A 25,625-nucleotide genomic window follows, 5' to 3' on the forward strand; every position below is an offset into this window, starting at 1 on the left:
GGCTAAGCCGCGCCCGCTCCCCATGATCATCTTCTTCGCCAGGTCTTCACGCAGGTCACAGGGTCTGCACAGGGGGTGCGGAGGGCGTTCCCTCCGTCCCGCACGCGGTCCGATCGCGTTCTCTCGTACGTTCGAACCGCGTGCGGGACGCCCGTTCAGACGATCCGTGGGGGCCGGGGGGCGGCCGGGCGGTCGGAGGTGAGGGCGGCCAGGCCCACCAGGTCGTCCGCCTGCGCGTCCGGTACCTCCCGGTCGAACCGGGCCAGTACCCGCACCCGGAGCGAGATCGCTCCCAGGAGCAGGATCGCGGCCCCCAGCAGGACGTAGAGCAGACCGATTCCCCTGCCCTCGCCCGTGCCCAGGGCGGCGCCCACGGTGTCGGCGAGGCCGCCGCCGGACGCCATCAGCGGCTCCAGGAACCGGCTGCCGAACGGTGCGATCAGCAGGAAGCCGACCGGCAGGGTGGACCACGCGACGAGCTGGTTCAGCGCCATCACCCGGCCGTGGAACCGCTGCGGCACCTTCACCTGGACGATCGTCAGATAGATGCCGTTGAGCAGCGAGAGCGACGCCGACATCCCGAACACACCCGCGCAGACCACCAGGACATCGGGGCGCGAGCCGGTCACCACGGAGAAGAACGCCAGCACCGGCACCACGAGCAGCATCCCGCGCATCCTGCGGTGGCGCGGCCCGCCCCAGACACCCATCGCCAGGCCGCCGGTGATCGCGCCGAGCCCGCCCGCCAGGGAGACCGTCGCCACCGTGCCCAGCCCGGAGAACCCGAGCACCAGCGGTGAGACGAGCTGGAAGAGGACAGGCAGGAAGAGGTTGAGCACGGCGAAGAAGAACAGCATCGCCCGGAAGCCGGGCCGCCGCCAGACCAGCCGGAACCCGGCCGCGATCTCCTGCTTCAGGGTCTCGCGCCGCCGGGCGCCCAGCGTGTGCGGGAAGCGGACGGTCAGCAGGACCAGCGCCGCCACCCCGTAACTGACCACGTCGATCAGCAGCACGCCGCCCAGACCGATGACGGCGAGCAGACCGACCGCCGCCAGCGGCGCGACCACCTGGGCGATGCCGCCGGAGATCTGGACGACGCCGTTGGCGTGCCCCAGATAGCGCTTCGGCACGAGCTGCGGGATCGACGACTGGAAGGCGAGCCGCTGCCCGGTGAGCGAGACGGAGAGGATCGCCATCAGCACCCCGACGTGCCAGGACCGCAGACTCCCGAACCCGTGGAGCAGCGCCAGCACCGCCTCGGAGGAGCCGCAGACCAGGGTCGAGGCCAGCATCACCCGGCGGCGGTCGACCCGGTCCACCAGGCTGCCGAGGACGGGGGCGGCCAGCAGCCCCGGCACGATGCCGAGGACGGCGAAGAGGCCGAACCAGGCGATCGAGTCCGTCGACAGGTAGATCCACAGCGGCAGGGCGAACTCGGTCAGCGCCGAACCGGTCTGCGAGATCATCTGGGAGCCGGCGACGGCCACGAACCGGCGGGTGTCGCGACGGGTCGCGGGGGCGCCCGGGCGCTCACCCGCGGCGGGCGCGTGATGGACGCCGTCCAGCCACCAGGTGGCGCGCGCGGGGCGGCGGGCACGGGTGAGGGCGGTGACGTCGGGGTGTTCTGGGTGTTCGGAGTGTTCGGCGCCGGCGGGCTCCGGGACCTCCGCAGCCCTCTCGGCCCGCACGGCGTCCGTGGCCGCGGCGGGTCCGGACGCGCCCTCCGGGCCTGCTCCGGCGCGCGAGGCCACGACCGCCGGGTGGACGGTGGTGACGATCTCGGCCAGTTCCCCGGCGCGGTGCTTGAGGAAGTAGTGGCCGCCCTCGTCGAGTACGGCCACGGCGGTGGTGGAACCGACGAAGCCCCACTCCCGGTACCGCTCGCGGTGGAACTCGGTCCCCGGGTCGGCGGAGCCGACCACCGAGACCACCGGGGACGCCAGCGCGGGGGCGGGCCGCGCCAGCCGCTCCGTGAAGTACGCCTCGGCCGCGCGGGAGTCCTCCCGCACGTTCCGCACGATCGTCGCCAACTGCTCCGGGTCCAGGCCCTCCAGGTCCGCGCCCATCGAGCGGAGCCAGTTCAGATGGAGCCGTCCGCTGCGCCGCCGGTCGAGCACGGAGAAACGGGCGAGGAGACCGAGCAGGCCCTCGGTGGGCCGGGCGAAGGGGAAGATCCCGCCCAGGTAGAGGGCGGTGGGCTCCCGGCCGGCGGCCGCCAGCCGGTGGGCCAGTTCGACGCCGAGCGCCGCGCCCACCCCGCAGTGCCCGTACACCGCGACCGGTCCGGCCACCCCGCTCAGCACCTCCTCGGCGCAGCGGCGGGCCACCTCCTCCAGCGGCAGCGACTCCTCGGACATGCCGAGGTCGTGCCCGGGAACGGCGACGGCGTGCAGGGCGACACCGGGCGGCAGCGCGTCCGCGAGCGGCTGGTAGACGACGGCGCTGCCGCCGCCGTACGGCAGACAGACCAGGGAGAGCGTGACGCGGTCGGCGGGCTGACGCGGGGTCAGCTCGTGCAGGAGGCGGCTCGGTCCGCGCTCGGAGCCGGAGCGGTCGGCCAGCGCGGCGAGCGCGGCGACGGTCCGTTCCCGGAAGACGTCCATGAGGGTGATCCGGGCCTCGGGGCCGAGCACCTTGCGCAGCCCCGCCACCATCCGGATGGCCAGCAGGGAGTGACCGCCGAGGTCGAAGAAGTCGTCCTGCGCGCCGACCCGTTCGAGACCGAGGAGGGTGGCCCAGCAGGCGGCGACGGCCTCCTCCGTGGGAGTGGCGGGAGCCGTCCAGACGGCGCCCTCGCCGGGCCCGGGCGCGCCGGGTTCGGGCAGGGCCCGCCGGTCGACCTTGCCGTGGGCCTGCCGGGGCAGGTCGGGCAGGACGACGAAGCGGGACGGGACGAGATAGTCGGGCAGCTTCTCGGCCAGCAGACGGCGCACTTCGGCGACCGGGGGCGGAGCCTCGTCCGCGGAGGGGACGAGATAGCCGACGAGGACGAGCTCGCCTGCGGGGCCCCGGGCGGCGGCCACGGCCTGGGCGACCCCGGGGAGCCGGGCGAGATGGGCCTCCACCTCGCCGAGTTCGACCCGGTAGCCACGGATCTTCACCTGGTGGTCGTCGCGGCCGAGGAACTCGATCGTGCCGTCGGAGCGGTGCCGGGCGAGGTCCCCGGTGCGGTACATCCGAGGCGTACCGCCGCCGCCCCCGGCCTCCCCGTCGCGGGCGAACGGGTCGGCGCGGAAGCGGTCGGCCGTCAGCTCCGGCAGCCCCAGGTAGCCGCGCGCCAGCCGGTCGCCGCCGATCCACAGTTCCCCCGGCACCCCCGCGGGCACCGGCTGCCGGCGGGCGTCGAGCAGATAGACCCGGGCGCCCGGCAGCGGCCGCCCGATCGGGGTGGTGGGTCCCGCCGCCGGTCGGTCCGGGTCCACGAGGTGGGTGGTGGCGCCGACGGTGGCCTCGGTCGGCCCGTAGTGGTTGACCACCCGGCAGCCGGTACGGGCTCCCGCCGCGGCGAGCCGGCGCGCCCACTCCCAGCCGGATGCCTCGCCGCCGAGGACGAGCAGCCGCCGGGGCAGCAGCTCCGCCGGGTCGTCCACCTCGGCGCTCAGCGCGGCCAGATGGGAGGGGGTGAGCTTGACGCAGTCGACGCGCCGCTCCGCGAGGTAGGCGGCCAGCTCGGGGCCGGGGGTGCGCGGGGGCAGCAGGTGCAGAGTGCCGCCTGTGGTGAGCGCGAGGTAGAGGGTGGTGAGGCCGAAGTCGAAGGCGAGTGACTGGAGCAGGACGTGGCGGGCGCCGTCCGGCAGCCCCGCCTCCGCGAAGCGCCGGCGTACTCCGGCGAGATAGGTGAGCACCTGGCGGTGCTGCACGGCCACGCCCTTGGGGGTGCCGGTGGAGCCCGAGGTGTAGATCACGTACGCCAGGTCGTCGGGTCCCGCGCCACCGTCGGGCGGGGTGTCGGGGACGGCGGCGAGCCGGTCCGCGAGCCCGTCGAGCAGCAGCACGGGCGCGTCGGACGCGGTCAGCAGCGACCGCCGTACGGAGGTGGTGACGAGGGCGACCGGCGCGGAGTCGGTCAGCATGTGGGCGAGGCGTTCGCGCGGCTGCTCGGGGTCGAGCGGTACGTACGCGGCACCGGACTTCAGCACGGCGAGCAGGCAGACGGCCTGGTCGAGGCCCTGGTCGAGACAGACGCCGACGAGCCGGTCGGGTCCGGCGCCCGCGGTGCGCAGCAGCCGGGCGAGCCGGTTGGCCCGGCGGTCGAGTTCGGCGTAGGTGAGGGTGCGGTCCTCGTGGACCAGGGCGACCGCGTCGGGGGTACGGGCGGCCTGCGCCGTGACGGCCCCGGCGAGGGTCTCGGCGACCGGGTGGGCGGTGCCGGAGTCGTTCCACCCGTACAGCACCTGGTCGCGTTCGCCGGGGGTGAGGAGGTCGAGGGCGCCGACGGGGGTGTGCGGCTCGGCGGCGGCCCGGTCCAGGACGCGCTGCCAGTGCCCGGCGAGGCGGGCGACGGTGGCGGCGTCCCAGAGGTCGGTGCGGTAGGTGACGAAGGCGTCGAGGCCGTCCTCGGTCTCGGTGCAGTACAGCCCGAGGTCGAGGTGGACCCCGCTGCCGTCGAAGGGGAAGGTCCGCCACTCCAGGTCGTGGGGGCGGACGGTCTGGGCGCGGTGGTTCTGGAGCGCGAAGGAGACCTGGAAGAGGGGCGGACGGCCGAGGTCGCGCGGCAGGTCCAGCGCCTCGACCAACCGCTCGAACGGGGTCTCGCGGTGCTGCTGGGCACCGAGGGCTGCGGTGCGGACGCGGTCGAGGACCGTGGCGAAGTCGGGTCCGGCACCGTCGTCGGATGCCGTCCCGGCGCCTGGCGCTGGCTCGGACACGGGCCCGGGATCGGGCTCGGGCGCGGGTGCCGTGAGATCGGCCCGGATCGGCAGCATCGTGCTGAACAGACCGATCAGGTCCTCGGTCGCCTCGGTGGGGCGACCGGCGAACGGGGTGCCGACGGCGAAGTCCCGCTGCCCCGACCAGCGGCCGAGCACCACCTGGAAGGCGGCGAGCAGGGTCATGAACAGGGTCGTGCCCCGGGCCCGGGAGAGCGCGCGGACGGCCCGGTACGTGTCGGCGTCGAGCCGGAAGGCGTGGGTCGCTCCGCCGGGGCCGGGCAGCACGGGGCGCGGCCGGTCGGTGGGCAGGTCGAGCGGCGGGACCCCGGCCATGGCCTCGCACCAGTACCGCAGCTCGTCGGCGGCCCGGGGCAGGTGCTGGCGCTCGCGCTGCCAGTGGGCGAAGTCGCCGTAGCGGACGGGCAGCGGGGGCCGGGCGGGGGTGGTTCCCCGGGCCAGTTCCCCGTAACCGCCGAGGAGTTCGTCCAGGAGCACCCCGGCGGACCAGCCGTCCCCGACGAGGTGGTGCTGGCAGATCACCAGGACGTGGTCGTCGTCGGCGAGACGCAGCAGCAGGGCCCGCAGCAGGGGCCCGTCCGTGAGGTCGAAGGGGCGCGCCACCTCGGCCTCGACGGCGGCACGGGCGGCGGCCTCCCGCTCCCCGGCCGGAACGTCCGTCAGGTCGCGGGTGCGCCAGGGCACGGTGAAACCGTCCGCGGGCGCGACGCGCACCCGGGGCGCGCCGTCCTCGTCGACGGGGAAGGAACTGCGAAGGGTCTTGTGGCGGACGGCGATCAGGCGCAGCGCCTCGGCGAGCGGTCCGGCCAGGAGCGGTCCGCGCAGCCGTCCGGCGGTGGGCAGGACGTAGGCGGCGGTGCCGGGGGTCAGCTGCTCGACGAACCAGAGGCGCTCCTGCGCGAGCGAGAGCGGCGGGGGCACGTCGTCCGGGCGCGCCGGGATGCCGGCGGGCCGGGCGGCGGAGCGTTCCCGCAGCCGCCGGGCGAGCAGGGCGCGCTGGTCACCGCTGAGCGCCCGCCGGGGCTGGGGCCCGGGCGGCGCGGTGGCCACGGGGGCGGGACCCGTGGCGGCGGCGGGCGCCGGTACGGTCGCCGCGCGTGAGGAGGCGAGGGGCTCGGGTCCGGAGGGGACGGGGTCCGTGGGCGCGGGCGCCGTCGGCGCGGAGAGGGACGGGAAGGCCGCGGCGGCCGTGGGCGCGAGCGCGCCCGGGGCGGGGGAGTGCAGGGGGTCCATCACGCCTCCTCCGCCAGCAGTTCGCGCACGACCTCGTCGGTCACCGTGGCCACCGTGGTGGGCTCCTCGTAGAAGACGTGCAGGGGTACGTCGACCCCCAGGCGGTCCCGGATGCGGGCGGCGACCTGGGTGATGGTCAGGGAGTGGGCGCCGAGGTCGACGACGTCGTCGTGCCGGCCGACGGCGGGCAGGTCCAGCACCTCGCACCAGATGGCGGCGATCTCGTCGGCCAGCTCCTCCCATCCGTCGTCCGCGGCCGGGGCGTCCTGCGGGGCCGCGCTCTCCGGGGTGCCCCGGGCCGGCTCGGGCAGGGCGGCGCGGTCCGTCTTGCCGTTGGGGGTGAGCGGGAGCGCCGGGAGCGGGTGGACGACGCCGGGGACCATCGCGTCCGGAAGGGTCCGGGCGAGGAAGGCGCGCAGCTCGGCGCCGGTCGGCACGGCGGCCTCCGGACGCCAGACCGGGTACGCGACGAGCATCCGGCCGACCGGATCGCCGTCGTCGCCCCGGACGGCGACGGCGGCGGCCGTCACGGCGGGGTGTTCCTGGAGACGGGCCTCGATCTCGCCGAGCTCGATCCGGTGGCCGCGCAGCTTGATCTGGTCGTCGTGGCGGCCGAGGCAGTCGAGCGCGCCGTCGGGCCGGACCCTGGCGAGGTCGCCGGTGCGGTAGTGGCGGACGCCGGTGACCGGGTCGGTGACGAAGCGTTCGGCGGTGCGCTCGGGCAGGCCGCGGTAGCCCCGGGCGAGTCCCGCGCCGCCGAGGGCGAGTTCGCCGACGACCCCGTGCGGTACGGGATGTCCTGCCGGGTCGACCACCAGCGCGGTGGTGCCCGCGATGGGGCGGCCGACGGTGACCTCGTCGGGCGCGGGCGGCACCTCGGCGGCGGTGGACCAGATGGTGGTCTCGGTCGGCCCGTAGACGTTCCAGAGCCGTGCGACGCGTTCGCGCAGCCGGCGGGCGAGGGCGAGGGGCAGGGCCTCGCCGCCGGTGAGGGCGGTGAGGGCGGGCGCGGCGAGTCCGCCGTCCAGCATGAGCCGCCAGCCGGACGGGGTGGCCTGCGCGTGGGTGACGCCGTGCCGCTCCACCAGGGCGGCGAGGGCGCGGCCGTCGCGGGTCTCCGTCTCGTGCGCGATCACCACCCGGCCGCCGGTGACGAGCGGCAGCAGCAGTTCGAGGGCGGAGATGTCGAAGGCCAGGGAGGTGACGGCCAGCCAGACGTCGTCGGGGCCGGCGGCCAGGGTGTCGCGGAAGGCCAGCAGCAGGTGGGCGAGGGCGCCGTGGGGGACTTCGACGCCCTTGGGGCGTCCGGTGGAGCCGGAGGTGTAGATGAGATAGGCGAGGTCGTCGGGGGAGGGGAGCGGCAGCGGTGCGCCGTCGGCCCCGCCGGTCGCCTCCCCGGTGAGGAGGTCGTCGAGCAGCAGGGTGCGCCCGTGGCCCTCGACCAGGTGGGCGGTGCTCCGCTGGGCGAGGGCGAACGGGGTCCCGGCGTCCGCGAGCACCAGGGAGACGCGCTCCGCCGGATAGGACGGGTCGACGGGCAGGTAGGCGCCCCCGGCGAGGGTGACGGCGAGCACGGCGGCCACCATCTCGGCGGAGCGCTCCGCGCAGACGGCGACCACGGTGCCGGGGGTGACCCCGGCGGCGGTGAGCCGCCGGGCGAGGCCGGTGGCGGCGGTGGCCAGCGTCGCGTAGTCCAGGGTCCGTTCGCCGTCCGTGACGGCCGGCCGCGCGGCGTGCGCGGCGAAGGAGCGGGCGAGCAGCGCGGGCAGCGTGGCGGTGGCGGCGTCGGGTGCGGGCTCGGGTCCGCGCAGCGGGGCGCGTTCCGTCTCGTCCAGGAGCGGCAGGTCCGCGAGGGCGGTGCCGGGGGCGGCGGCGATCGAGGCCAGCAGCCGGCGCAGATGGGCGCCGACCCGGTCGGCCCGGACGGGGGAGGGCAGGTCCGTACGGTGCGTGAGCAGGACGCGCAGCCGGTCCGGGCCGTCGAGGACGTGGAACCGGAGGGCACCGCGCGCGGTGCCGGGGAAGAGGGTCCAGTCGGTCGTGGCCCGTACGCCCGGGAAGGCGACCGGGGCGATCCGGCTGCGGTAGGTCACGATGACGGGCGCGAGGGAGAGGCCGGGCCGCATACCCGGGACGGCGCGGGACAGGGGGACGCGGCGGTGGAGGGAGCAGCCGCGGAGTTCGGCGCGGACCGCGCGGGCGAACTCGGCGAAGGGCGTGTCCGGTGCGGGGGCGGTGACCACGGGCAGCTCGTTGGCGTGCATGCCGATCCGGTCGGCGGTGCCGGGGGCGCGGGTGCCGAGGCCGACGGTGACGGCGGGGCGCTCGTTCCCGTACCGCAGCAGGAGGGTGTGCACGGCGGTGAGGAGCAGTTCGAAGAAGGTGACGCCGAGTTTCCCCGCCGTGTCGGCGAGTTCGGCGCGGAGCGCGGGGTCGAGGTCGAAGTCCACGGCCGCGCCGGGGCCGGCGCCGTCGGCGCCGCCGGGGCCGGCGTCGAGACCGGGCAGCAGCACGGTGGGGTCGGGCAGCGGGCGGCCGGCCCAGTGGGCGGAGGCCGCCGCGACCGCGCCGGCTTCGGGCTCGGGAAGGTCGGCGGCGTGGTGGAGGGAAGGTCCGTCGGGGGCGGCCGGGGCCGGCGCGCCGCCGGTGCGGTGGGCGTAGCAGGCCGCGAGGTCGGTCAGGAGCACATCGGTGGAGGTGCCGTCGAAGGCGATGTGGTGCGCGACGACCAGCAGGGTGGCGTGGGTCGGGTCCGTGCGCAGCAGCGTGAACCGTACGGGGGGTCCGGCGGCGAGGTCGAACGGCTCCGCGCTCCCGGCGGCCAGCTCGGCGGCCAGCCGTTCCGGTCCGGTGTCGCGTACGGAGAGGGAGGGCGCCGGGCCGGGCGCGAGGAGGGGGACGCCGTCCTCCTCCCCGACGGTCAGGGTCAGGGCCGGGTGGCGCTCGGCCACGTCGGCGCAGGCGGCGGCGAGCGCGGTGGTGTCGAGGGGGCCTTCGAAGTGCACGGCGAAGGGCATGTGGTGGACGGAGCCGAGCGGCGCGATCCGCTCGTTGATCCAGATGCCCTGCTGGGCGGCGCTGGCGGGGGTGCTGGTCACGGGTCTTCCTCGGTCTGGTCGGCGCCGGGAGGCGTGGCGCGAGTGGAACGGGAGAGCGGGTGGGACGGGAGAGTGGTGGAACGCGAGAGCGGGTGGGAGGCGAGAGCGGTGGTGCGGTGAACCCGGTGGTGCGGTGAGCGGGTGGAGCGGTGAACGCGGTGAACCCGGTGGGTGGTGAAGCCGTGAGGCCGTGGAGCTGGGGGCGCGTGCGGGAGCGCGGTGGGGCTCCCGCTCCTGCCGGGCGCGGATCGACGCGGGCGGGGCAGGGCGGGACGACGGCACGGGGACGGGACCCGGCGTCGGCGCTGACGGCGGGCGGGGTGCGGCGGAGGTGGGCCGCGTCCGTGGGTGGGTGCCGGGTCTTCGGTGTGCGGTGGCCGGTGTCGGGACGGGGGATGTGCCGGGCGGTGGTCAGCGCGGGGCGCGGGGCATGGCGGGTGTCAGGGGGCGGTGGCCGTGGTGAGGGCCGCGCGGAAGTCGTCGGCCAGTGAGGTGACCACCGGCTCCTCGAAGGCGAGCGCGTTGTACTGGATCCAGCAGTTCAGCGAACCGTCCGGCTGCTCGACCACGGTCAGTTCGGGCACCCCGAGGTCCCCGCCGGGCAGCGGCCAGGGAACGGTGGTGCCGCGCGGCAGCTCCCACGGCTCGCAGCGCACTCCGGGCAGATGGGCGTCGGCCGCCCAGCTCTCGTACCGCAGCCAGGCCGGGAACGCCACGACGTGCGGCGTGAACTCGGCGTACGGGTACATCTGGTGGTCGAGCGCGCCGGTGGTCGCCCGGCGGACCCGCTCGGCCAGTTCGGCGAAGCCGGGGCCGCCGGAACAGTCCACGCGTACCAGCAGGGACTGCACCAGACAGCCGACGGCCTGTTGGGCCTCGGCCCTCGTCCGGCCCGGGACCGGAGTCATGAGGACCAGGTCCGAGCGGTCCGCGCGGGCCGTGAGCAGTCCGCTCCACAGGGCGGCGACGGCCATGAACGGGGTGACGCCGAGCGCGTGCGCCCGCTCCCGCAGCCGTCCGGCGGGACCGGACGCGACCGCGAAGGGATGCGCGACGGTGTGCACGCGGTCGACGGCACGCCGGCCCGGGAAGGGATCGAGTGCGGACGGGGCGCCCGCGAGCGCGGTGGTGAAGTGCCGCCGGCCGTTCTCCCACCGGTCGTTGGCCCAGCGCACCAGCTCCTGGTAGGAGAGGTCCGGGTCGGGCAGCCGGGGGGTGCGGCCCCGGCGCAGCGCGTCGTAGGCGAGGCCGAGTTCGCGCAGCAGGACGCCGATCGACCAGCCGTCCGCGACCATGTGGTGCACGGCGAGCAGGACGACGTGGTCCTCGGGGCCCCGGGAGACGACGAGCAGCCGCGCCGTCGGGTCGACCGCCAGGTCGGTGAGACGGTCGCGCTCCTCGACGAGCAGGGCGTTCACCTCGTCGTCGGTGGCGCCGGGGGCGTCGCGCAGGGTGACCCGGCTGCGCGGCTCCTCGTCGAGGACGGTGCGGGCGAGGCCGCGTACGCCGCCGGGAACGGGGACGAACCGGGTGCGCAGGGCGAGGTGGCGGGCCACGAGCGCGGACAGGGCGCGGCCGAGCGTGGGGCGGTCCAGGGGGCCGCTGACACGGAAGAGGGCGGTGACGGCGCCGACGTCGCGGCCGTCCTCCTCGGCCATCCAGGCGAGGAAGTTCTCCTGCTGGCTGGTGAGCGGGACCTCGTGGTCCTGGGCCCGCAGGGCGCGCAGATAGGGCGGGAGCTCCGGGCCGGGCGCGCGGCCCCCGGCGGTGAGGTCCTCGGGGTCGCGGGGGGCCCGGTCCCCTTCCCGGGCCGTCTCCTCGTCCAGCCAGGCCGCCTGGGCACGCAGCGACGGGCGGCCGAAGACGAGGTCGACACCGGCGTCGACGCCGAACCGGTCGGCCACGACGCCGGCGAGGTGCACCGCGCGGAAGGAGTCGCCGCCGAGGGCGAAGAACTCGTCGGCCGCGTCCCGCACCGGGCGGCCCAGCACCTCCTGCCAGATCGCGGCGAGGCGCAGTTCGGTGGGTGTGCCGGGGGGCCGGACGGCGGCCGGGTCCCCGGCCGCCGTGCCCGACGGGGCTTCCTGGTCCGTCGCGAAGAGCGGGCGGAGCCGGTGCTTGACCACCTTGCCGGAGGCGTTGCGCGGCAGGTCGTCGACGAGCAGGACGCGCACGGGCAGTTCGGCGCGGGCGAGGCGGGTGCTGAGGAAGAGCCGGAGCGCGTCGAGGTCCAGACCACTGGCGGCGGGGACCACGACGGCGACCGGCACGGCCCCCATGACCGGGTGCGGCACACCCAGCGCGGCCGCGTCCGCGACGTCCGGGTGCTCGTGCAGCGCGTCCTCGATCCGGAGGGTGGAGACCTTGAGGGCGCCGGACTTGATGACATCGCTCTCGCGGTCCACCAGGTGCAGATAGCCGTCCCGGTCGAGCCGTCCGAGGTCTCCCATCCGTACCCAGCCGTCGCGGAAGACCGTGGTCCCGGCGGCCGGGTCACCGGCGTAGGAGCGCGGGGGCCCGGGCTGGCGAAGCCAGATCTCGCCCGTCTCGCCGGTCGGCACGGGGGCGCCGTCCGGGGTGAGGACGCGCAGGTCCCGGGGGTCGGTGGGGCGGCCCACCGCGCCGGGCGGGGCCTGGCCTACGACGGCGGAGAGCTGCGCGGGGGCGGCCTCGGACGAGGTGTAGACGTTGACCACGGTGGCCTTCGGCAGTGCCTCGGCGAGGGCCTGTGCGACGGGGGAGGGGAGGGCGGCGGCGGAGGAGCTGAGCAGGAGCACGCCGGAGAGGTCGTACCGGTCGGGCACACCGGAGTTGAGCAGTTCGATCGCCATCGACGGCACGAGGAAGACGGTGCCGACGCCCCGTTCCTCGATCGCCCGGCCGAACTCGTCGGCGTCGAAACGGGGGAGGACCACGGTGGTGGGGGCGCCGGTCAGCGCGCTGATGAGCATCACCTGACCGGCATTGGTGCCGATGGGGAAGGAGTGCAGCGCGTGGCGCGAGTGGGCGTAGGGCCGGGGGCGGGGGTTGAGGCTCAGGCCCGCGGTGAGGTTGGCGTGGGAGGCGCGTACGCCCTTGGGGTCGCCGGTGGTGCCGGAGGTGCCCACGACCTGGGCGAGGTCGCCGGGGGCGGGGCCCGTACGCCTGCGGTCGAGCGCCCCGCCGGAGAGGGATCCGGCCGCCTCGATCTCGGCGAGCGACAGGTCGGTGCCACCCAGGGCGGCGCCCAGCGGCGGCAGTTCGGTCCCGCGCAGCACCGTGGTGGCGCCGCAGATCCCGGCGAGCCGTACGGCCTCCGACGCGGCCAGGTCGGCGCGGAGCGGCAGCGCCGCGGCCCCGGCGTGGTGGACGGCGAGGATCGCGACCGCGTAGCCGTCCCACTCCCGGTCGGTGAACCGCAGGGCGACGATTTCGCCGGGCCCGACTCCCGCGTCCACCAGCCCCCGGGCGGCCCGGACGGCCCGCTCGCGCCAGTCCCCGTAGGTGAGCGAGCCGCCGCCGCGCACCTCGATCGCGACGCGGTCGGGCTGTTTCGAGGCCCGGGCGTCGAGAAGGTCGGGAACGGTCAACGGTGCGGGCTGGGCGTTGATGGTGTCCTCCAAGAGCGGTGTCCCCGGGGGCAGTTGGTCCGGGGATGTGATGGCACAGGAGACGTTCACGGGCATGGCGCGCGATTGTTGCCCTTGGGTATGGTCTGGACCATCGGCGGGGCATGCGAACAATAGCGCGCCTCTGTCGTACTTGTGTCGCAATGATGGAGAGTTCGTGGACATCGGTGGGGATCGGGCGCCTTGGCCGGGCCCCACCGGGACCTGAGCGCGGCACGAAACCCCTCGTCAGAGGGGTGGGTCGGTCAACTCGGCCGGATCGCGGGGTCAGTTGATCCTGGTGCGACTCCGGCTCCCGCCCTCCGCCGTACGGAGTCCCTCCGCCCCTCCGTAGGACGGAGTACGGAGACCCGGCCCACCGCGGTACGGAGACCCCGGCCCGCCGGGAACCCCGCCGCGCCCGCCCGCGAGGGCGCTCCACACCCACCCGTCCACGCCGGACGGCACCGGACCTGTTCGGCACGCCCGTCCGCCCCACCCCGTCCCGAGGAGAAGAACCCATGCTGTACGCGGGAATCGCCTGGTCAGCCGATGGCTACGACGTGGAGGTCATCGACACCGACGGGAACCGGGCGACGGCCCCGACCCACTGGGGCGCGGAGCGCGTACCGGAGCTGGCCGCCTGGCTCGGAGCGCCCGGCCCGTCGACCGAGCCGCCCCGCGCCGTCGTCGTGGAGAGCACCAACGGCCTCGTGGACGGCCTCCTCACGGCGGCCGGCCTCACGGTCTTCCGCGCCGACCCCTGGGTCCTCCCCGAGCGGCCCGACTTCGGCTCCGTACCGGCGCGGGCCCTCGCCGAACGCGCCAGGACCGACCTCGCGTCCCTCTCCCCGCTGACGGCGGAGGGCGGCGGCCAGACCGGCCGCGACGACGACTACCACGGCGGCATCGGACGCAGCGCCGCGCACGAGGCCGAACTCGCCCGGGCGGGGCGCTGGTTCCGCCACGGGCCGCGCGACCGCCACGAGATCGCGCTGACCTTCGACGACGGCCCCGACCCGGTCTTCACCGGCCAGGTGCTCGACATCCTGGCCCGCTACGGCGTGCACGCCACGTTCTTCTGTGTGGGCCTCCACGTGCGCGCGCTCCCCGACGAGGTGCGGCGGATCGTGGACGCGGGACACAGCCTCGGCAACCACACCTGGTCGCACCCGTTCCTGCCGGACCTGAGCCCGCGCCAGTTCCGGCTCCAACTGGAGCGGACTGACGAGGCGTTCGACCGCGCGGTGGGTCGGGTGCCGGCGGTCTTCCGCCCTCCGTACGGCGCGCGCACCCCGGAGGCCCTAAGCGAGCTGCTGCGCGGCGGGCCCGCCCTGGCCCTGTGGGACGTCGACTCCTGGGACTGGGCCCGGCCCGGCCCGGAGAAGATCGCCCGGACGGTGCTGGACCACGCCGGGCCGGGCTCGCTGATCCTGATGCACGACGGCGGCGGCGACCGCCGCCAGAGCGTGGCGGCGCTGCCGTCCGTGATCGAGGGCCTGCTGGAGCGGAACCTGCGCTTCGTGGCGGCGGACGCGCTGGCCGGCCGGTCGGCGGACGCCCTGGGTGAGCCGGCCGGCTGACGCGGGCGCTCGGCGGGTGACGTGCCCCGGCGGGCGACGGCGCTAGCGGTTGAGGCGGTTCGGCCAGTCCTGTGGGACGCGGTCGGCGGGTCCGGGGGCGGGCTGGTCGGTGGGGTGGCTCGTCGGCGGGGCCAGTTCGGGGCCCGCGTCGTACAGGGCGTCGGTGGCGTAGTTCCAGTACCAGGCCTCGCCCGGCTCGAAGCTCTGCACCAGGGGGTGCCCGGAGGACTTCCAGTGGGCGGTGGCGTGCTGGGCCGGCGAGGAGTCGCAGCAGCCGATGTGGCCGCACTGGGCACAGCGGCGCAGGTGGAACCACCAGCCGCCGGCCGCGTCGCACTCCGTGCAGCCGGTGCCGCTGGGCGCGGTGCGGGGGTCGATCCCGTCGATGTCGGTCATGCGTGCTCCTCGGCCGTCGTGGTCGTGGTTTCGGTCGTGGCTCCGGTCCCGGTCTCCCGTTCGGCTTCGGTCGTGGCCTCGGCCTCGGGTTCGGTCTCGGTCTCGATCTCGGGGGCGGTCAGCGGCAGCAGTACCTGGAAGCGGGTGTCGCCCGGGACGGACTCGACCTGGAGGCTGCCGTGGTGCTTGTTGACGACGATCCGCCAGGAGATGTCGAGACCGAGACCGGTGCCCTCGCCGACCGGCTTGGTGGTGAAGAAGGGGTCGAAGATGCGGCCCCGGATGCTCTCCGGGACACCGGGGCCGGTGTCCCGGAACTCCACGAGCAGCCGTTCGCCCTCCCGCGCCGTGCGGACCGTGAGGGTGCCGTCGCCGCCGGTGCCGCCCATGGCGGCCACCGCGTTGTCGATGAGGTTGGTCCACACCTGGTTGAGCTCCGCCGGGTAGGCGGGTACGTCGGGGAGGGAGCGGTCGTACTCCTTGACCACCCGGACCCGGGGGCCGATCTTGCCGGAGAGCATCAGCAGGGTGCTGTCGAGGAGTTCGTGGACGTCGACGTCGCGGTGGGGCGCGCGGTCGAGCTGCGCGTACTGCTTGGCCGCGTCCACCAGATGGGAGACGCGGTTGGTGGAGTCGTGGATCTCGTCCATCAACAGCTCTGTCTCGACCGTGTAGTTGAGCCAGCCGACGGCCCCCGGCAGGATGTCCTCGGCCACGGTCGCCGCGACCTGCTCCAGCCAGTCCGTGTCGAGCCCCGCCTGCACGAAGGTCGGCGCGATCCGCCAGCCCTCCGGGATGCCGTGGTCGTCGAGCCAGTCGGTGAGTTCGTCCTCCCGGTCGGACGCCTCCATGGGGGTCAGGGCCGGTGCCTTGGCGACGCGTTCGGCGGTGCGTTCCTGGATCTCGATGAGGGAGGCGAGGGCCTCCCGGGAGTAGGGGCCCTGGGCGATGACGGCCAGCTTGTGCCGCATCTTGCCCACCCGCTCGCGCAGCGCCGCGGTGGCCCGGACGGCCGCCGCGGCCGGGTTGTTCAGTTCGTGGGTGAGACCGGCGGACAACGAGCCGAGGGCCAGCAGGCGTTCGCGCTGTCCGATGGCCCGCTGGGTGTTCCTGGAGCCGAAGAAGAGGCCTTCCAGCAGGTGGGCCGCCATCGGGAACCAGTCCTGCATGACGTCCGCGAAGGACTGTGCGGGCAGCACGAAGAACCGGGTGGGTTCGGTGACGCGCATGGTGTTGTTGTACGTCTGCGGCACCCGGTCGCCCAGGTACGCCTGCATGGCCCCCGCGTACACCCCGCGCTGCGAGGTGCGGCTCACCTCCACGTCGTCGCCGCCGACCCGGCGGGAGAGCACCACGGTGCCCTCGATCATGACGTAGAAGCAGGTGGCCGGGTCACCCTCGACGTACACCGGACCGGTCTCGAACCTCTCCGTCCGTCCCTCGGCGCAGAGCCGCGCCAGCTGTTCCGGGGAGAGCTTCTCGAAGAGGAAGAGAGAGCCGATCTCCCGAGGGTCGCAGGGGAGGACCTGTCCGCTCATGACTGCTCCAGATACCGGTGGACGAGCATCACGGCCATGGCTCCCTCTCCCACGGCCGACGCGACACGCTTCGCGGACTGGGCGCGCGCGTCGCCCGCCACGAACACGCCGGGCACGCTGGTCTCCAGGTGGTACGGCGGCCGGTCCAGCTCCCACTCGGCCGGCGGGCGCCCGTCCGGGGTGAGGTCGGGACCGGCCAGGATGAAGCCGTCGCCGTCGCGCAGCACCGTCCCCTCCAGCCAGTCGGTGAAAGGGGCCGCCCCGATGAAGACGAACACCCACTGCGCGTCGACGACTTCGGTGGCACCGGTCGCGACGTCCCGCAGGGTCAGCTGTTCCAGGTGGCCGTCGCCGCGTGCCGCCTCGACGACGGTCCGGGTCCGCACCGTGACGTTCGGCGTCTCCTCGATCTGCTGGATCAGGTAGTACGACATCGACGCCGCCAGGGACTCCCCGCGCACCAGCAGGGTCACCGACTTCGCGCCCCGCGCCAGGTACACGGCCGCCTGTCCGGCGGAGTTCGCGCCGCCGACGACGTACACGTCCTGGCCCTCGCAGGAGGACGCCTCGGTGAGGGAGGAGCCGTAGTACACCCCGCGGCCGGTCAGGTCGTCGCAGCCCGGCGCCCGGAGCTTCCGGTACGAGACGCCGGTCGCCAGGATGACGCTGTGCGCGGCGACCGTCGAGCCGTCCGAGAAGGTCACGACACGGGCCGCGCCGTTGGCCTCCAGGCCGGTGACCTCGCGCGCCGTGAGGATCTCGGCGCCGAACCGGCCGGCCTGGCGGCGGGCGCGGTCGGTGAGCTGGGCGCCGGAGACGCCGTCGGGGAAGCCGAGGTAGTTCTCGATGCGGGAGCTCTGGCCGGCCTGCCCGCCGGTCGCCGAGCGCTCGATCAGGACGGTGCGCAGCCCCTCGGAGGCCCCGTACACCGCCGAGCCGAGCCCGGCCGGGCCGCCGCCGATGACGACGAGGTCGTAGAAGTCGGCGGTCGGCGTGGTCGCGAGTCCCACGTGGGCCGCGAGCTCGGGCGGCTCGGGCTCGATCAGCGCGGTGCCGTCCGGCGTGATCACCAGGGGCAGCCGCCGGCCGTCGGCCCCGGCCGCGTCGAGGAGCCGACGCCCCTCGGGCTCGTCGGAGGAGTACCAGCGGTAGGGGACCTGGTTGCGGGCGAGGAACTCGCGCACGCACGAGGAGTGTGCCGACCAGCGGTGGCCCACCACCTTGGTGGCGGGCACCGGCCGGTAGTCGCTGGAGCGCCAGGCGGTGAGCAGGTCGTCGAGGACCGGGTAGAGCTTCTCCTCCGGGGGGTCCCAGGGCTTGAGCAGGTAGTGGTCGAGGTCGACGACGTTGATCGCGTCGATGGCCGCGTCGGTGTCGGCGTAGGCGGTGAGCAGCACGCGGCGCGCCCCCGGGTACACGCCGAGGGCCTGCTCCAGGAACTCGATGCCGTTCATCTGCGGCATGCGGTAGTCCGCGAGGATCACGGCCACCAGGTCGCCCCGCAGTTTCAGCTCGCGCAGCGCGTCGAGGGCCGAGTCGCCGGACTCGGCCCGCACGATCCGGTACGCGCCGCCGTAGCGGCGCCGGAGGTCACGGGCGATCGCCCGGGAGACTCCCGGGTCGTCGTCCACCGTCAGGATGACGGTCCGCGTCGCGTCGGTGGCCGGTGCCATGTCCCTCCGCCCTGCGTGGTCGGGGCGACCGGCACGACGGGCTGCTCGCACCGGCTCCCGTCCATCGTAGGTTCGATCGCGGACGACCGCCCCGGCACGCGGCTGCCCGGGGCGGGGGCGGCGGGCACCGGCACCGCTCCCCGGATCTGTCCTGTCACCGCCCCCAGGCCTGTCCTGTATCGGCGTTTTACGCACTGTTTGCGCGTGAGGAGGACCACTCTCCGCAAGGCATTGCGCATGGATCCAGGGGCCCAGGGCAGGCGGCCGAACCGCCGGTACTCCGGCAGGGGGATTCAAGGAACGAAGGGCCGTGCACGACGTGACCGCAGTACAACAGACCATCCATGTCGGCGGAGAGTGGCGCGAGGCCCTCTCCGGCGCCACGCGCGAGATCATCGACCCCGTCGACGCGACCGCCTTCGCGGTCGTGGCGGAGGGCGGTGTCCAGGACACCGACGAGGCCGTGGCCGCCGCGCGCGCCGCGTTCGACGACGGCACCTGGCCGCGCACGCCGATCGCCGAGCGGGCCGCCCTGCTGCGGCGGGTCGCCGACCTCCTGGAGCGCGACCGCGAGCGGATCGGGGCCCTGGAGAGCCAGGACGCGGGTAAGACGCTGGAGGAGGGCCGCGTCGACGTCGACTGCGTCCGCGACGCCTTCCTCTACTTCGCCGACCTCGTGGAGAAGGAGAGCGGCGACCGGGTCGTCGACGCCGGCTCGGACGAGATCCGCAGCGTCGTGGTGCACGAGCCGGTCGGGGTCTGCGCCCTCATCACCCCGTGGAACTACCCGCTGCTCCAGGCGAGTTGGAAGATCGCGCCGGCCCTCGCCGCAGGCAACACGTTCGTGGTCAAGCCCAGCGAGATCACCCCGCTGACCACCGTCGTACTCGTCGAACTCCTCCTGGAGGCGGGCCTGCCGCTCGGCGCCGCCAACATCGTCACCGGTCCCGGCGACACCGTCGGCGCCCGGCTCGCCGAGCACCCCGACGTGGACCTCGTCTCGTTCACGGGCGGTCTCGTCAGCGGCCGGAAGGTCGCCGGGGCGGCCGTCGAGAGCGTGAAGAAGATCGCCCTCGAACTGGGCGGCAAGAACCCCAACGTCGTCTTCGCCGACGCCTGTGCGACGCCCGAGGGCTTCGACACCGCCGTCGACCAGGCGCTCAACGCCGCCTTCATCCACAGCGGGCAGGTCTGCTCCGCGGGCTCCCGCCTCATCGTCGAGGAGTCGGTCCGCGAGCGCTTCGTCGCCGAACTCGCCCGCCGGGCCGGACGGATCCGCCTCGGCCGCGGCACCGACGAGGGCGTCGAGTGCGGTCCGCTGGTCTCCGCGGCCCAGCTGGCCCGGACCGAGCGGTACGTGGCCTCCGCCCTCGGGGAGGGCGCCGTCCTGCGGGCGGGCGGCGAGCGGCCGGCCGGCCCCGGCTACTTCTACCGGCCCACGGTCCTGGACCGCTGCCACCGCCGCATGCGCGTCGTCCGCGAGGAGATCTTCGGGCCCGTCCTCACCGTCGAGACCTTCCGCACCGAGGAGGAGGCCGTCACCCTCGCCAACGACACCGAATACGGCCTCGCCGGAGCGGTCTGGAGCTCCGACGAGGCACGGGCCCGGCGGGTCGCGGCCCGGCTGCGCCACGGCACCGTCTGGATCAACGACTTCCACCCCTACCTGCCGCAGGCCGAATGGGGCGGCTTCGGCAAGTCCGGCATCGGCCGCGAACTGGGCCCCACGGGTCTCGCCGAGTACCGCGAGGCCAAGCACATCTACCAGAACCTCGCTCCGCGCCCCGTGCGCTGGTTCGCGGGCGCCACGGAGAAGGGGGACCAGGCGTGAGCGACGAGCAGATGTACGACTACGTCGTCGTCGGCGGCGGCACCGCCGGCTCCGTGATCGCCTCCCGGCTGACCGAGGACCCGGACGTCTCCGTCGCCGTCATCGAGGGCGGCCCCAGCGACGTCGGCCGCGACGACGTCCTCACCCTGCGCCGCTGGATGGGCCTGCTCGGCGGCGAGCTCGACTACGACTACCCCACCACCGAGCAGCCCCGGGGCAACTCGTACATCCGGCACAGCCGGGCGCGCGTCCTCGGCGGCTGTTCCTCGCACAACACCCTCATCGCGTTCAAGCCCCTGCCCTCCGACTGGGACGAGTGGGCCGAGGCCGGTGCCGAGGGGTGGGACGCGGCGGCGATGGACCCCTACTTCGCCCGGCTGCGCAACAACATCGTGCCCGTCGACGAGGCCGACCGGAACGCGATCGCCCGCGACTTCGTCGACGCGGCGCAGACCGCGCTCGGCGTCCCGCGCGTCGAGGGGTTCAACCGACAGCCCTTCCACGAGGGCGTCGGCTTCTTCGACCTCGCCTACCACCCGGAGAACAACAAGCGGTCCTCCGCCTCCGTCGCGTATCTGCACCCGTTCCTGGACCGGCCGAACCTCCACATCGCCCTGGAGACCTGGGCGTACCGGCTGGAACTGGAGGGCACCCGCGCCACCGGCGTGCACATCCGCACCAAGGAGGGCACGGAGCACGTCGTACGCGCCCGGCGCGAGGTCCTCGTGTGCGCGGGAGCTGTGGACACGCCCCGCCTGCTGCTGCACTCCGGCATCGGGCCCCGGGCCGACCTGGAGAAGCTCGGCATCCCCGTCGCGCACGACCTGCCGGGCGTCGGCGAGAACCTCCTCGACCACCCCGAGTCGGTCATCGTGTGGGAGACCCACGGCCCGATCCCCGAGAACTCCGCGATGGACTCCGACGCCGGGCTCTTCGTCCGCCGGGACCCGGAGGCCGAGGGGCCGGACCTGATGTTCCACTTCTACCAGATCCCCTTCACCGACAACCCCGAGCGCCTGGGCTACGAACGGCCCGCGCACGGCGTGTCGATGACCCCGAACATCCCCAAGCCGCGCAGCCGCGGCCGGCTCTACCTGACGAGCGCCGACCCCGAGGTCAAGCCCGCGCTCGACTTCCGGTACTTCACCGACGAGGACGACTACGACGGCCGCACCCTGGTCGACGGCATCCGCATCGCCCGCGAGATCGCGGCGAGCGAACCGCTGGCCGGATGGCTGAAGCGCGAGGTGTGCCCGGGGCCGGAGGTGACCTCCGACGAGGAGCTCAGCGCCTACGCCCGCCATGTCGCCCACACCGTCTACCACCCGGCCGGCACCTGCCGGATGGGGGCCGACGACGACGAACTCGCCGTCGTCTCACCCGATCTGAGGATTCGCGGCCTCGACGGCATCCGGATCGCCGACGCGTCCGTCTTCCCGACCATGACCGCCGTCAACCCGATGATCGGCGTCCTCATGGTCGGCGAGAAATGCGTGGACCTGCTGGGAGGCACCCGACGATGAACGACTCACCGCAGGACACCACCGAGACCGTCTTCTCCGTACGCGAGCTCTGGAAGGTCTTCGGACCGAAGGCCCGGCGCGTGCCCGCCGATCCGGAACTCCGGACCCTCGACGCCGCCGAGCTGCGCGAGCGCACCGGCTGCACCGCCGCCGTCCGCGACGTCTCCTTCGACGTCCGCAAGGGCGAGGTCTTCGTCGTCATGGGCCTCTCCGGCTCGGGCAAGTCGACGCTCGTCCGCTGCCTGACCCGGCTCATCGAGCCCACCGCGGGCACCCTCACCATCGACGGCGAGGACGTCCTGTCCATGGACACCGGCCGGCTCCGCGAGCTGCGCCGGCACCGCGCGGCCATGGTCTTCCAGCACTTCGGGCTGCTGCCGCACCGGACGGTGCTCGACAACATCGCCTACGGTCTGGAGATCCAGGGCGTGGGACGCCGCGAACGGCGCGAGCGGGCGGCCGGGTTCGTCACCAAGGTCGGCCTCGAAGGCCTTGAGGACCGCAGGCCGAGCCAGCTCTCCGGCGGCCAGCAGCAGCGGGTCGGACTCGCCCGCGCGCTCGCCGTGGACCCCGAGGTCCTGCTGTTCGACGAGCCGTTCAGCGCGCTCGACCCGCTCATCCGCCGGGACATGCAGGAGGAGGTCGTCCGCCTCCACCGGGAGGAGGGACGCACGATGGTCTTCATCACCCACGACCTGAGCGAGGCGCTGAAGCTCGGCGACCGCATCGCCCTGATGCGCGACGGCCGCATCGTGCAGCTCGGCACGCCCGAGGAGATCGTCGGCGCGCCCGCCGACGACTACGTCAGGGACTTCGTCCGGGACGTGCCGCGCGAACAGGTGCTGACCGTCCGCTCGGCGATGCGCCCCGCGCGGGCCGACGAGAGCGAGTCCGGCCCCGCCCTCGCCCCGGGCGCCACCGTCCACGAGGCGATCGACGCGGTCGCCCGTACGGGCGAGCACGTGCGGGTCGTCGACGGCGGCCGGTGCCTCGGCGTGGTCGACCACGCGGGACTCCTCGGCGTCGTCGCCGGGGTCGAGGCCGCTCCGGCCGTGACGCGGAAGGCGGTGGCCTGATGTACTCCCACACCACGTGGCCGCCGCCGGGCGGCACGCCCGCAGCCGGTACCGACGCCCGGTCCGGCGCCGTTCGCGATCCCCGTTTCCTGTCCGGTGCCGATGCCCGTGCCGAGTCCGGTGCCGATGCTCGTACCCGGTCCGGTGACGACTCCCGTACCCGGTCCGGTGTCGACGCCGCGGCCCCGGGGCGGTGGGGCCGATGACCGCCACCGTCACCCCCGCTCCTCCCGGCCGTACGACCGCCGTCGACGCGGGGCCCCGTGCGCGGCGCGCCCTCGCGCGCCACCGCTCCCGCGTGATCGGCGCGGGCGCCGTCCTCGCGCTCGTCCTCGGCGCCGTGCTCCTGGGCGGCGGCGGCTGGCCGGCGTCGTTCGCCGTCGACCTGTCCGGGCCGCTCGGCCGCACCAGCGACTGGATCATCGACAACCGCGACGGCCACCCGCTGTTCCTCTACTTCCTCGGGCACGTCAGCAACGTCGTGGTCGTCTCCGTCCGCGCGGTGTACCTCGTGCTGCTCGCCCTCGGCTGGGCCGGTGTCACCGCGGCCGCCGGCCTGGTGGCCTGGCGCGTCGCGGGCGTCCGGCTCGCGCTGACCTCCGTCGCCGCCTTCGCCGTGTGCGGAGTGCTCGGCATGTGGGTCCCCACCCTGCAGACGCTCGCCCTGATGGTGGTCGCCGTCGCCGCGTCCGTGCTGCTCGGCGGTCTCCTCGGGCTCGCCGCCGGTCTCTCCGACCGGATGCACCGGATCCTGCGCCCGGTCCTCGACACCATGCAGGTGCTGCCGGCCTTCGCCTACCTCCTGCCCGTCGTCCTCGTCTTCGGCATCGGCGTGCCCGCGGCCGTCCTCGCCACCGTCGTCTACGCCGCCCCGCCCATGGCCCGGCTCACCGCCCTCGGACTGCGCGGCGCGGACGCCGGCGTCATGGAGGCGGTGGCCTCCCTCGGCGCCACCGGCAGGCAGCGGCTGCTGACGGCCCGGCTGCCGCTGGCCCGCAAGGAGCTGCTGCTCGGGGTCAACCAGTCGATCATGATGGCGCTCGGCATGGCCGTGATCGCGTCCGTCATCGGCGCGGGCGGCCTCGGCGACCGCGTCTACCAGGCGCTGGCCTCCGTCGACGTCGGTGCCGCCCTCGCCGCCGGCGTGCCCATCGTGCTGCTCGCCGTCGTACTCGACCGGGTCACCGCCGCGGCGGGGGCGCGCGTCGGCGCGGCTCCGGCCCGCCGGGCCCGGCTCGGCTGGGCCGTCGCCCTCGGGGTGACCGCCGCCGTCGCCGTGGCAGGCCGGCTGTCCGACCGGCTCACCTGGCCCGCCGGGTGGACCGTCGACTTCGCCGAGCCCGTCAACCGGGCCGTCGACTGGATGACCGCCCACCTCTACTCCGGCGTTCCCCTCGTCGGCGGCACCGCCGACTGGGCGGCCCGCTTCACCACCTGGGTCCTCAACCCCCTGCGCGACGGACTGCAGTGGCTGCCCTGGTGGACCGTCCTGCTGGCCGTCGGCGCACTCGCCCTGCTCATCGGCACCTGGCGCACCGCCGCCACCGCCGTCCTCGCGACGGCCGCGATCGGCGTGCTCGGCGTGTGGGACCCGGCGCTCGACACGCTGTCCCAGGTCCTGGCCGCCGTCGCCGTGACGCTGCTGATCGGCGTGGCCCTCGGGGTCGCCTCGGCCCGCAGCACCCGCCTGGGGCGGGCGCTGCGACCGGTGCTCGACGTCTTCCAGACGATGCCGCAGTTCGTGTACCTGATCCCCGTCGTGGCCCTCTTCGGTGTGGGGCGCGCCCCGGCGGTCGCGGCCGCCGTGGTCTACGCGCTGCCCGCCGTCGTACGGATCACGGCCCAGGGCGTACGCGCGGTGGACCCGGCCGCGATGGAGTCGGCGCGCTCGCTCGGCGCGACCGGGCGGCAGCAGCTCCTCCAGGTCCAACTGCCGCTCGCGCGCCCCGCGCTGCTCCTCGCCGTCAACCAGGGTGTCGTGCTCGTCCTCGCCGTCGTCGTCATCGGCGGTCTCGTGGGCGGCGGCGCGCTCGGATACGACGCGGTCTTCGGCCTCGCCCAGGGCGACCTCGCGACCGGTCTGGTCGCCGGTGCCGCGATCGTCTGCCTCGGCCTGATGCTCGACCGCGTCACCCAGCCGACGGAACGCCGCGACCCCGCCGGAAAGGGGGCCTGAGATGGCTCGTACCCGCTTCGCCGCACTCGCGGCCGCCGTCGCCCTGACAGTCCTCACGGGCTGCGGCGCCGCCGACATGACCCGCCAGGCCTCCCCGTACGCCGACGCGAAGAGCTCCCGCACGGTGACCCTCTCCGTACAGTCGTGGGTGGGCGCGCAGGCCAACGTCGCCGTCGCCCGGTACCTGCTGGAGCACGAGCTCGGCTACCGGGTGGACACCGTCCAGATCGACGAGGTCCCCGCCTGGGACGCGCTCAGCCAGGGCCGGGTCGACGCCATCCTGGAGGACTGGGGCCACCCGGACCAGGAGCGGCGGTACATCGACGACAAGGGGACGATCACCCGGGGCGGCGACCTCGGGGTGACGGGCCACATCGGCTGGTTCGTCCCGACGTACTTCGCCGAGAAGCACCCGGACGTCACCGACTGGCGGAACCTGAACAAGTACGCCGACGAGTTCCGCACGGCGGAGAGCGGCGGCAAGGGGCAGCTGCTGGACGGCTCCCCGTCCTACGTCACCAACGACAAGGCGCTCGTGGACAACCTCGACCTCGACTACCAGGTCGTGTTCGCGGGCTCCGAGGCGGCGCAGATCACGCAGATCGAGCAGTTCGCCAAGGAGGGCAAGCCGTTCCTCAGCTACTGGTACAAGCCCCAGTGGCTCTTCGAGAAGGTCCCGATGACGGAGGTGAAGCTGCCCGCCCACACGGAGGGCTGCGACGCCGACCCGGAGAAGGTGGCCTGTGCCTACCCGCACACCCCGCTGCAGAAGTTCCTCAACACCCGCTTCGCGGACGGCGGAGGCGACGCCGCCGCCTTCCTGAAGAAGTTCCGCTGGACGACGGAGATGCAGAACGACGTCGCCCTGATGATCGCGGAGCAGAAGCTGTCGCCGCAGGAGGCGGCCGGCCGCTGGGTGAAGGAGAACGAGGCCACCTGGCGGACCTGGCTCCCGTCCTGACCTCCCGGCCCGGTACGGCGGACAGCTGAGAAGAGGGGGCGGACCCGGCGCACGCCGGGTC

At 74.6% G+C, this 25,625-nt stretch carries 12 protein-coding genes; 6 read left to right on the forward strand and 6 right to left on the reverse strand.

Annotated elements, in window-relative coordinates:
• Positions 1-155: 155 nt before the first annotated feature.
• The 3 genes from ABT129_RS26005 to ABT129_RS26015 form a co-directional block, all read right to left on the reverse strand.
• Entirely contained in the window at positions 156-6,122 is a 5,967-nt protein-coding gene (locus ABT129_RS26005) for a non-ribosomal peptide synthetase/MFS transporter (protein ID WP_351906187.1), read from the reverse strand.
• The gene (locus ABT129_RS26010; RefSeq protein WP_351906190.1) at positions 6,122-9,220 is read right to left on the reverse strand and encodes a non-ribosomal peptide synthetase; all 3,099 of its coding nucleotides are present in this window, start codon (positions 9,218-9,220) and stop codon (positions 6,122-6,124) included. The genes ABT129_RS26005 and ABT129_RS26010 overlap by 1 nt, the downstream gene beginning before the upstream one ends.
• Positions 9,221-9,660: 440 nt before the next feature.
• Positions 9,661-12,885, reverse strand: coding sequence for an AMP-binding protein (locus ABT129_RS26015; RefSeq protein ID WP_351906193.1), 3,225 nt, complete (start codon positions 12,883-12,885; stop codon positions 9,661-9,663).
• Positions 12,886-13,328: 443 nt separating this feature from the next.
• Between ABT129_RS26015 and ABT129_RS26020 the strand changes: the two genes are divergently transcribed.
• Complete coding sequence (locus ABT129_RS26020) at positions 13,329-14,390, forward strand: polysaccharide deacetylase family protein (RefSeq protein ID WP_351906196.1); 1,062 nt, start codon at positions 13,329-13,331, stop codon at positions 14,388-14,390.
• 42 nt (positions 14,391-14,432) lie between these two features.
• On the opposite strand, the gene ABT129_RS26025 is transcribed toward ABT129_RS26020, so the two are convergent.
• The 3 genes from ABT129_RS26025 to ABT129_RS26035 are packed head-to-tail and all read right to left on the reverse strand — an operon-like array spanning position 14,433 to position 17,997.
• The gene (locus ABT129_RS26025; RefSeq protein ID WP_351906198.1) at positions 14,433-14,786 is read right to left on the reverse strand and encodes a UBP-type zinc finger domain-containing protein; all 354 of its coding nucleotides are present in this window, start codon (positions 14,784-14,786) and stop codon (positions 14,433-14,435) included.
• Positions 14,783-16,324, reverse strand: coding sequence for an ATP-binding protein (locus ABT129_RS26030; RefSeq protein WP_351906201.1), 1,542 nt, complete (start codon positions 16,322-16,324; stop codon positions 14,783-14,785). The genes ABT129_RS26025 and ABT129_RS26030 overlap by 4 nt, the downstream gene beginning before the upstream one ends.
• Positions 16,321-17,997 carry an NAD(P)/FAD-dependent oxidoreductase gene (locus ABT129_RS26035; protein ID WP_351906204.1) on the reverse strand — a complete coding sequence of 559 codons (1,677 nt, stop codon included), beginning with the start codon at positions 17,995-17,997 and terminating at the stop codon, positions 16,321-16,323. Before ABT129_RS26035 ends, ABT129_RS26030 begins: the two co-directional genes overlap by 4 nt.
• A gap of 319 nt (positions 17,998-18,316) precedes the next feature.
• Here ABT129_RS26035 and ABT129_RS26040 point away from each other — a divergent pair, with 319 nt between their 5' ends.
• The 5 genes from ABT129_RS26040 (at position 18,317) to ABT129_RS26060 (ending at position 25,564) form a co-directional block, all read left to right on the forward strand.
• The gene (locus ABT129_RS26040; RefSeq protein WP_351906230.1) at positions 18,317-19,828 is read left to right on the forward strand and encodes an aldehyde dehydrogenase family protein; all 1,512 of its coding nucleotides are present in this window, start codon (positions 18,317-18,319) and stop codon (positions 19,826-19,828) included.
• An 11-nt stretch (positions 19,829-19,839) separates the two neighbouring features.
• Complete coding sequence (locus ABT129_RS26045; RefSeq protein ID WP_502981908.1) at positions 19,840-21,351, forward strand: GMC family oxidoreductase; 1,512 nt, start codon at positions 19,840-19,842, stop codon at positions 21,349-21,351.
• Positions 21,348-22,427, forward strand: a complete 1,080-nt coding sequence (locus tag ABT129_RS26050) for a quaternary amine ABC transporter ATP-binding protein (RefSeq protein ID WP_351906210.1) — start codon at positions 21,348-21,350, stop codon at positions 22,425-22,427. The genes ABT129_RS26045 and ABT129_RS26050 overlap by 4 nt, the downstream gene beginning before the upstream one ends.
• 202 nt (positions 22,428-22,629) lie before the next feature.
• Positions 22,630-24,603 (forward strand): ABC transporter permease subunit, encoded by a 1,974-nt coding sequence (locus tag ABT129_RS26055; RefSeq protein WP_351906213.1) that lies wholly within the window; start codon positions 22,630-22,632, stop codon positions 24,601-24,603.
• A gap of 1 nt (position 24,604) precedes the next feature.
• Entirely contained in the window at positions 24,605-25,564 is a 960-nt protein-coding gene (locus ABT129_RS26060) for an ABC transporter substrate-binding protein (protein WP_351906215.1), read from the forward strand.
• Positions 25,565-25,625: the final 61 nt, after the last annotated feature.

The sequence above is a fragment of the Streptomyces sp. NPDC002057 genome, assembly GCF_040296665.1.
Classification (GTDB): Bacteria; Actinomycetota; Actinomycetes; order Streptomycetales; family Streptomycetaceae; genus Streptomyces.